This window comes from Variovorax sp. P1_H12_2 (assembly GCF_056405335.1).
The window spans coordinates 26,148-35,407 of sequence record NZ_JBFUCI010000017.1 but is presented as its reverse complement, the minus strand read 5'-3'; the positions used below and the strand labels follow the sequence as shown (position 1 = coordinate 35,407).

The window sequence follows — 9,260 nt, the reverse complement described above, 5'->3', positions numbered from 1 at the left end:
GCCAGAGACAGCGGCTCTTCGGGTCCGTCCAAGCCTGCGCAGGCAGGCTTGGAGCCGCGGACCTCAGCCCCCTCAAGGGGGGCGATACCGGCGGCCCGGCAAAGCCGGTTCCGCGGTATCCCTGGTATCGGACTGCGCCGGTTTCATGGGTCGTGGATCGCGCACCGCGCGGTGGAGCAACTGAAATGAAACTCGCCCCCAGGCTCGCGCACTTCGCGTCGCTCTCCACCCCCTGCCGGGGGCAACCCCGGCGGGCCGGCAAAGCCGGTTCCGCGGGGTTCCTGGCTTTGGCTGCGTCGGTTTCGTGTGTCGTGGGCGGTGCGTCTGCCCTCGCCGGCACGTTGACGCTCGGCATCGTCCAGCGCGCCGACGACGATCGCCTGGAGCCGGCGCGTGTCGCGCTCGCCTACCCGGGCCAGCCCGGCGGGCGCGCACGCGACGGCGTCGACATGGCCATCCAGGAGCGCCGGTTCGAGCTGGAGACAGCGGGCTTGCAGGTGGCCGTCATCGTGCGCGCGGCCAGGTCGGCGGACGACGCAGTCATGCAACTGCGCCAGCTCGAAGCGACCGGCACGGCGGCTGCCCTGCTCGATCTCCCTGCCGATTGGATCGCCGGCGCGTCGGCCGCGGCCGCCCTGCCCCTGCTCAATGTCGGCGACAGCGCCGATGCGTCGCGCCAGCAGGGCTGTCGAGCCAACCTGTTCCACACGCTGCCGAGCGACCGCATGCGCGTGGATGCCCTGGCGCAGGCCTTGCTCGCCCGCAAATGGCTGCGTGTGCTCCTGATCTCCGGTCCGCGACCCGAGGACGCAAGCCGGCTTGCCCTGGCGCAGGCTGCGCTGAAACGCTACGGCCTGAAGCAGGTGGCGAGCCGGAACTTCACGCTTTCCGCCGACCCGCGCAAGCGCGAATCGGCCAACCCCTTGCTGCTGACCGGCACTGCGGCGGTCGGCGGCGACTATGACGTCGCCTGGGTGGTCGACAGCGACGGCGAGTTCGCGCGCGCATTGCCCTACCGCATCGCTCTGCCGCGCCCCGTCGTCGGCGATGCCGGCATGACCGCGCTGGCCTGGGCACCGCATTTCGAGCGCTATGGCGCGCCGCAGCTCGCGCGCCGCTTCGCCCGCGCGACGCAACGCCCGATGACCAGCCACGACTGGGCGGCCTACATCGCCATCAAGGCCTTGTTGAATGCCGCGCTGGAACAGCCCGCTGCACCCACGGCCGCAAGACTGAACGCTGCGCTCAACCAGCCTGATTTCACGCTCGACGGCTTCAAGGGCGTTCGCCTGAGCTTCCGCGCCTGGGACCATCAGCTGCGCCAGCCGATGCTGCTGACCGACGGCGTCGCCGTGATCGGGACCGCGCCGGTCGACGGCGTCATGCACGCGAAGAACGTGCTCGACACGCTCGGCACCGACGCAGCTGAATCGCCTTGCAAGGGCGCGCCGTGACGAGGGCCAAGCGCCACGGCGACATCGGCCATGCGCTGCAGGCGCTGCGCGCCATCGTCATGCGCGAACTGCTCAAGTTCTGGCAGCAGAAGGCCCGCCTGGTCTCGGCGCTGGTGCGGCCGCTGCTGTGGCTCGCGGTGTTCGCGGCCGGGTTTCGCAATGTGTTCGGCGTGGCGATCGTCGAGCCCTACGACACCTACGTCCCCTACGACATCTACATCGCCCCGGGGCTGATCGGCATGGTGCTGCTGTTCAACGGCATGCAGTCGTCGCTGGCCATGGTGTACGACCGCGAGATGGGCCTGATGCGGCTGCTGCTCACGGCGCCGCTGCCGCGCTGGTGGCTGCTGCTGTCGAAGATGCTCGCCACCGCGCTGCTCAGCCTGGTGCAGGTGCTGGCCTTCGCCGTGGTGGCCGCGCTGCTCGGCACCACGCTGCCGATGGCGCCGCTCGCGCTGCTGCATGCCCTGTTCGCGACGCTCGCCTCGGCGCTGATGCTCGCTTCGATCGGGCTGCTGCTCTCGGTCTACGTCAGGCAGCTGGAAAACTTCGCCGGCACGATGAACTTCGTGATCTTTCCGATGTACTTCCTCTCCACCGCGCTCTACCCGCTGTGGAAGCTCGAGGAGTCGGGTGCGACCTGGGTGTATCGGGTGGCGCAGTTCAACCCGTTCACCCATGCGGTCGAGTGGATCCGCTTCGCGCTCTACGACAAGGACCCGGGCAGCGCGCCGCTGATCGTGCTGGGCACGCTCGTCGCGTGCTTCATGCTGGCCTGCCGGGGCTACGATCCTCAGCGCGGTTTCGGCGGGCTGACGCAGCGGGGCGCCACATGACGACGCGGCGCAGCCTGCTGCGCCTCGGCGCATCCTTGGCGGCGGTCACAGCCTCTCCATGGGTTCGCACGCAGCCGGGTGACGCCGCGTTCCCGCGGCGCCCGGTGTTCCTGTGGGTGCCATGGTCCGCCGGCGGTGGCACGGACGTCACCCTGCGCCTGCTGGCCGAACTGGCGGCGCATCAGCTGGGCCAGCCCATCCTCATCGAGAACCGCGGCGGTGCCGGCGGCACGCTCGCGATGCCGATCCTGCAACAGTCCCTGCCCGACGGCTACACGCTGGCGCAGATGCCGCAGCCGGTGTTTCGCGCGCCCTTGACGCAGAAGGTCGCGTGGGATCCGATCCGCGACACCACGCCGATCCTGCAGGTGAGCGGCGTGACCTTCGGCCTGCTGGTTCCCGCGGCCAGCCCGCTGCGCAGCGTGGCCGACCTGCTGGCCCACGCGGCGGCATCCCCGGGCCGGTTGACGATCGCGACCAACGGCATCGGCACCACGCCCCACGTCGCGCTCGACGCGCTGTTCGCCCGCCACGGACTGAGCTTCATCCACGTGCCGTACAAGGGCGCGGCCGAGCAGATGATCGCGCTGTCGGCGGGCCAGGTCATGGCCGGCGTCAACGCCAACGGTTTCGCACCCTTCGTCGACTCGGGCCGCCTGCGGCTGCTGGCGACCTTTGGCGCGGCCCGCTCCCGGCGCTGGCCCGACGTGCCGACCATGAGCGAACTCGGGCACGGCATCGTCGCGATGTCGCCCTACGGCCTGGCCGGGCCGCGCGGCGTGCCCGACCCCATCGTGCGGCGACTGCACGATGCCTTCAAGGGCGCGCTGTTCGACCCGCGGCACATCGCCGAACTGGCCAAGTACGACCAGGAGGTCGCCTACCTCGACAGCACCGACTACGGCCTCAGCATGCGCGAGGCGTATGCCGCCGAGAAACGCACCGTGGAGCGCCTGGGTCTGGGCCCGGTGTAACGGCGATGTCGCGACTGTGGGTCGTCTGGCTGATCGCGCTCCTGCAAGGTCTCGCGAGCGACGCACAGGCCGGGGTGATGACGCGCGCCACTTTGCAGGCGCGCTTTCCTGCGCCGCTGGTGGTCGGAGAGAGAGACCCGCAGCTGCCGGTGTGGCCCGTCTTCAAGCAGGATGCGACCGCGACGGCGCTGGTGGGCTACGTCTTCGAATCGATCGACTTCGCGCCGATCCCCGGCTTCTCCGGCACGCCGTTCAACCTGCTTGTCGCGCTCGACCCCAGGGGCGGCTTCCTCGACGTGCAAGTGCTCTCCCACCACGAGCCGGTGTTCCTCGAAGGGCTGGGCGAGGCGCCGCTGTTGCGCTTTGCCGCCCAGTACCGAGGGCTCTCGCTGCAGCAGAACATCAAGATCGGCTCGAACGCCAATCGCGGCGAGGAGCGCGGCAGCGCGAACGTCTATATCGACGGCGTGGCCAAGGCGACCGCCTCGGTGCGGATCCTCAACCAGAGCCTGCTTTCCTCGGCGCTGCGCGTGGCGCGCGCCCGGCTGGGTTTCGCGGCAGGGCGCGACCCGGAGCTGGTGGCACGCGTGCGGCGCGACACCTATGCACCGATGCATTGGGACGCCATGCTGCGCGACGGCCTGGTCCGGCACGTCCGGATCACGCAGGGCATGGTCGAGAAGGCCTTCGAGGGCAGTGGTGTCGAACCGCCCGTCGCCGGCCAAGCGGACGATAGCTTCTGCGACCTGTACGTCGCCTACCTCAACGCCCCGCCGGTGGGCCGCAACCTGCTGTCGGACGCAGGCTGGCAGCACTTGCTCGGGCGCATCGACGACGGCGACCATGCCTTGCTGGTGATCGCCGTCGGCCCCTACACCTTCGTTGGTGACAAGTTCGTGCGCGGCGCCGTGCCCGACCGGCTGACGCTGCGGCAGGGCGACCTGCCCCTGGAACTGCGGGATCTCGACCTGGACGACCCGCTCGCTCTGCCGGCGGACTTGCGCGGCGCCGATGCGAAAGTCTTCCGCGTCATCGGCCCGGCCGGACTCGACCCGGCGCAGACACTGAACTTCGCGCTGCGGGTGACGCGCGACAAGGGGATGATCTACCCCGAGCGCGTCAGCCGCGACTTTGCCGTGCCCTACACGCTGCCCGCCAGCGAAGTGATCCTGCCCGACATCGACAGCAACGGCTGGCAGGGGATCTGGCGCTCACGGGCCTGGGAGCTGGTGGTGCTGGCCGGTGCGCTGGCCTTGCTGGCGGTGGTCCTGGCCCGGCCGACGTGGATCGTTGCCACACCGGCGCGGCTGGCGCGCTTTCGCACCGGCTACCTGCTCTTCACGCTCGCATTCATCGGCTGGTTCGCCCAGGGGCAACTGTCGATCGTCAACGTCACGGCCCTGATCCAGGCGGCGGTGGCTGGGCGGGACCTCAGCTTCTTCCTCCACGACCCGATGACGGTGGCGCTGTGGACCTTCGTCGCGGTGACGCTGGTGGTGTGGGGCCGCGGCACCTTCTGCGGATGGCTCTGCCCGTTCGGCGCCCTGCAGGAACTCGTCGCCCAGGCCGCGCGACGCCTCGGCATCAAGCGCATCAAGCTGCGCCGAGGCCTCGACGCCAGGCTCAAGCGGGTCAAGTACGCGGCGTTCGCGCTCCTCGTCGGGCTGGCCGTGGTGTCGCCGACCTGGACCGATCGGGCGGTGGAGATCGAACCCTTCAAGACCGCGATCACGCTGAACTTCATGCGTTCATGGCCGTTCGTGGCATGGGCGCTCGGATTGCTTCTCGTGAACGCCGTCCTCTACAAGGGATTCTGCCGTTACCTGTGTCCGCTGGGTGCAGGGCTGGGCCTGATCGGCCGACTGCGACTGCTGCGCTGGATTCCACGCCGCAGTGAATGCGGCACGCCGTGTCAGACCTGCCGCCATCGCTGCGAGTACCAGGCCATCCAGCCCGGTGGTGCCATCGTCTATGAAGAGTGCTTCCAATGCCTGGATTGCGTGGCGATCCACGACAGCCCCGAGCGGTGCGCACCGCTGATCGCCCATCGCCGCGACCGGGTCATCGCGATCCGTCCGTTGCCGGCGTCGGCCCGGAGCGACGCATGAAGCGGCGACAGTGGCTGCGCGCGACACTGGGGCTGGGCGCGCTTGCCGGCGTCTCGGGCCTGGCACCTGCGGTGAGCTCGCTGCACTGGGGCCGACGTTCGATGCTGGGCTTCGGCACCACGCTCTCGCTGCAGGCCGCGCACGAGGATGCACAGATGCTGGAACGTGCGCTCGATGCAGGGACGCAGGCGCTGCGCCGCATCGAGAGCCTGATGAGCCTGTTCGACCCCGACAGCGCCCTGTCGATGCTCAATCGCAACGGCAGGCTGCAGTCACCGCCTCCCGAGCTGGTCGACATCCTCGACATCGCGCATGCCGTCTCCCGCGACAGCGACGGTGCGTTCGACGTCACGGTGCAACCGCTGTGGCTCGCCTTCGACGGGGCGCGGCGCGCGGGACGCCTGCCCGCACCGCGCGAAGTCGACGCCGCGCGTGCCAGGGTGGACTGGCGCGCACTCGACGTCGGGCGACGTCTCATCCGCTTCGACATGCCCGGCATGGCCGCAACGCTCAACGGCATCGCGCAGGGCTATGCGGCCGACCGGGTGCGTGCCGTACTCGCTTCGCACGGTATTCGCCACGCGTTGGTCGATGCGGGCGAATTCGCTCCCCTCGGGCGCAACAGCGAGGCCAGACCCTGGACGCTCGGCATCGCCGACCCGCGCGAAGAGTCCGTGTTGATCGCGCGCCTGATGGCGGACGGTCGATGCATCGCGACGTCGGCCGACAATCTCACAAGCTTCAGCGCCGACCACCGCCATCACCACATCTTCGACCCGCGCACGGGCTATTCGCCGCCCGCGCTCTCGGCCGTGACCGTCGTGGCCGACACCGGTGCCATGGCCGATGCCCTGACCAAGGTGTTCTTCGTGGCCGGCCCAGCGCTGGCGCGTGCGCTCGCGCACCGGTGGAAGGTCGACGTCCTGTGGGTCGACAAGGCCGGCCGCTGGGAAGCCACGCCCGGCCTTCGGCTCGACCGGGCTTGAGCTTCCCGTTTCAGGCGCCGAAGGTGTAGCGGACGCCCACCCAGGCCGCGCGCGGTGCAGCGGGCGACATCAGGCTGGCCCGGCTCACCGGGTAGTCGCCGTTGGCGTTGCGCGGCAGCCCGCGCGCGAGATAGGCCCCGTTGGCCGTGAAAGCATCGGTGCCCAGTTGCCCACCGGTCGTGTACTTGCGGTCGAACAGGTTGGCGATCTGCACGAAGAACTTCAGGCCGGGCCGCGGCTTGTAGTCGACGCCAAGATTGAACACCGCATAGCCCGCACTGTGCCCCGGCCCGGCGTAGTACACCCCGTCGGGCGCATGCAGACCGTTCTCGTTGCCGCGCAGGTTGGCGCCGCTCGATGCGACCATGTCCAGGCCGATGCGCCATTGCGCGTTCGGCTCGTGGTCGGCATACAGCTTGAGCACCTGCCGCGGCAACATCGGGATGCGGTCGCCCGGCCGGATCTGGATATTGCCGGTGGTTCCGGGGAAGCCGGCCAGTGCCTGGTCGTTGCTGCTGTTGCCCGACCCACCGACCGTTTCCACGCTGCGGTAGGTCGCGTCGAGCAGCATGAAATTGCCGCCCAATGTCAGGCCGCCGGCGGGCTGCGCGTTCAAGCCCATTTCGATGCCCTGCCGGCGCGTCTTGCCGAAGTTCTTGAAGTAGCCGAAGCCGCTCGAATCATCGGCCACGAACAACAGGTCATCGCGGTTGTCGGAACGGAACACGCCGAAGTTCCATGTCGTATTCGGCTGCACCACCCCGCGAAGGCCGGCCTCGTAGGTCGTTGTCACCACCTGCTTGAGCGGGGGGTCGCCGGCGAAGGAATTGGGCAGCTTGCACGGGCTCGCCGGATCGGCGCAACCCAGCTCGATCGCCGTCGGCGCGCGGCTGCCCTGGTTGGCCCCGGCATAGAGGGTGACGGCTTCGCTCGGTGCGAAGGTCAGCCCGATCGCGGGGTTGAGGCGGCTGAAGGTGTAGCGGCCATCCAGCGAGCCCGGGCCGCCACCGGGCATCAGGCCATCGGTATTGTTGACCGAAGTACGGTTGTAGCGGCCCGAGAGCGTGAGGTGCGTCTTCGCATCGAGCGCCATGGTGTCGGTGGCATACACGCTGTAGGTGCTCGACCGGCTCGACAAGGCGACGCGCGCATCGAAGGCGTTCTCTGAATCCTGCGTGCCATCGGCAAAGGCGCCGGGGCCGAACACCGGCGTCACGCTGCGGTCGGGGTTGATGTAGCCGAACTGCGTGCTCTGGCCGAAGCGCACGCGGCTCGCATCGTAGGCTGCGCCCAGCACGACCAGGTGTTCGACGCTCCCCGTCTTCGCTGCCGCGGAAAATTGTCCCGCGAGGCCCTGGTTCTGCTGCTTTGTCTCGGTGCGGTTGATCAGGCCGTTGCACTTCTCGTTGGGTTCAGTGTTGAGCAGCGCGTTGGCGATGCAGCGCCACTTCGGAAACGGCGTATTGGAGGCGTTGGCGCCGCTCGTCGGCACGCCCGTGAAGCCCGCGGCGGCGAGTGCCGCCCGCTCGGCCGGGCTGGGTTGATAGACCGATTCGCTCAAGGCATCGTCGTTGACGTCGCCGTTGAAAGTGTTCGTCCTGATGTTGCGATAGTAGGCGTTGCCCGACAGCGTCCAGGTGTCGTTCAAGGCCTGGGTCATCGCGAGGTTCAGGAAGGTCGACTTGTTCCTGGTGTTGTCGGGAATCGTGCGCACGCTGGCCAAGTCGCGCTGCAGTGCGCCCAGCTCCTGCGTGCCGTTGCCCGTGAGGTCGTTGTCGGCGAAGGCCGCGGTGAGCGAGATGCTGCCGTCGCGCGTCACCCGTCCGACCTTGGTGAAGAGCTGGCTCACATCGGTGGGCGAAGCGACGCGCCAGCCATTCTCGTGAAAGCGGTTGCCGGCGATGAACCAGTTCCAGCCGCTGTCCTTGTCGCTGCCGCCGGTCTCGAACTCGGCGGCGGCGCGGCCCCATGAGCCGCCCACCACCTGCATCGACGTCCCCGGATTGTGCAAGCCATCCTTGGTCTGGATGGYCAGCGCGCCGCCGAGCGTGTTGAGGCCGAACAGCGGATTGCTGCCGGGCATCAAGGCGATCGTCGAGATGACCGTGCGCGGAATCAGGTCCCAGCTCACGACGTCGCCAAAGGGTTGATTCAGGCGCACGCCATCCATGAACACCGACAGGCCCTGCGGCGTGCCCAGCAGCGGCGATGCCGTGAAGCCTCGGTAGTTGATGTCGGGCTGGAACGGGTTGCCTTGCGTCTCGTTCACCGTCACGCCGCCGACCGCGCGAAGAAGGTAGTTCGTCAGGTCGGGCGCATGAAGGCGTTCGAGGTCGGCACCGGTGGCCGTTTGCACGTTGGACGGCACGGCGTCACGCGGCACGTCGAGGCCGGGCAGCGGCGTCGGCGCGACCACCTCGATGGTCGGCAGTTCGTGCGACTCGGCCGCCTCTTGCGCCGCTGCGCCTGTCCAGTTGCACAGCAGCAGACTGACCGCGGCGAGCGACGTGAAGGAGAAGGCGGGAAGGCGACCGCGACGGTTCATGGGTGAGGCTCAGCCCGGCTTTTTAACCCAGGCCGTACACCAACCCTCGCCCGCGACCTGCTTGCGCCCGAACATCGCGCAGCCCGCCCACGGGTCCGAGGACGCGCCTTGCCACATCGCGCAGTTCACGCAGCGCTGCGTCGCCGCATGCTTCGGATACTTCTTCGCATCGACGGCCTTGGTGTCCTGCTTGTAGCCCAGCGCCACCGCGGTCTCGTCGGACTCCTCGACGCGTGCGGCCGCCCATGCCGCAACGGGCACCAGCGTCACGACGCAGGTGCCGCCCATCATCCGTCCGGCGAACACCCTTCTGGTGATCCCGGCGCCCATGCTTTGGTTGGTTTCGTGCATGACGTG

7 protein-coding genes are annotated in these 9,260 nt (G+C 68.9%); 5 read left to right on the top strand and 2 right to left on the bottom strand.

Annotation, left to right across the window (positions count from 1 at the left end):
* Positions 1-341 precede the first annotated feature (341 nt).
* The 5 genes from AC1D2K_RS03695 to AC1D2K_RS03675 are packed head-to-tail and all read left to right on the top strand — an operon-like array spanning position 342 to position 6,358.
* The gene (locus tag AC1D2K_RS03695; protein ID WP_478086406.1) at positions 342-1,454 is read left to right on the top strand and encodes a type 1 periplasmic-binding domain-containing protein; all 1,113 of its coding nucleotides are present in this window, start codon (positions 342-344) and stop codon (positions 1,452-1,454) included.
* Complete coding sequence (locus tag AC1D2K_RS03690) at positions 1,451-2,290, top strand: ABC transporter permease (protein WP_478086404.1); 840 nt, start codon at positions 1,451-1,453, stop codon at positions 2,288-2,290. The genes AC1D2K_RS03695 and AC1D2K_RS03690 overlap by 4 nt, the downstream gene beginning before the upstream one ends.
* Positions 2,287-3,264 carry a tripartite tricarboxylate transporter substrate binding protein gene (locus AC1D2K_RS03685; RefSeq protein WP_478086403.1) on the top strand — a complete coding sequence of 326 codons (978 nt, stop codon included), beginning with the start codon at positions 2,287-2,289 and terminating at the stop codon, positions 3,262-3,264. Before AC1D2K_RS03690 ends, AC1D2K_RS03685 begins: the two co-directional genes overlap by 4 nt.
* 5 nt (positions 3,265-3,269) lie before the next feature.
* A complete protein-coding gene (locus AC1D2K_RS03680) occupies positions 3,270-5,372 on the top strand; it encodes a 4Fe-4S binding protein (RefSeq protein ID WP_478086402.1) in 2,103 nt (700 codons plus the stop codon).
* Positions 5,369-6,358: an FAD:protein FMN transferase gene (locus tag AC1D2K_RS03675; protein ID WP_478086400.1), complete on the top strand. Its 990-nt coding sequence runs from the start codon at positions 5,369-5,371 to the stop codon at positions 6,356-6,358. The genes AC1D2K_RS03680 and AC1D2K_RS03675 overlap by 4 nt, the downstream gene beginning before the upstream one ends.
* Positions 6,359-6,368: 10 nt before the next feature.
* Here AC1D2K_RS03675 and AC1D2K_RS03670 read toward each other — a convergent pair whose 3' ends face one another.
* On the bottom strand, positions 6,369-8,903 hold the full coding sequence (locus tag AC1D2K_RS03670) for a TonB-dependent receptor (protein ID WP_478086398.1): 2,535 nt from the start codon (positions 8,901-8,903) through the stop codon (positions 6,369-6,371).
* Positions 8,904-8,912: 9 nt separating this feature from the next.
* On the bottom strand, positions 8,913-9,254 hold the full coding sequence (locus tag AC1D2K_RS03665) for a high-potential iron-sulfur protein (protein ID WP_478086396.1): 342 nt from the start codon (positions 9,252-9,254) through the stop codon (positions 8,913-8,915).
* Positions 9,255-9,260: the final 6 nt, after the last annotated feature.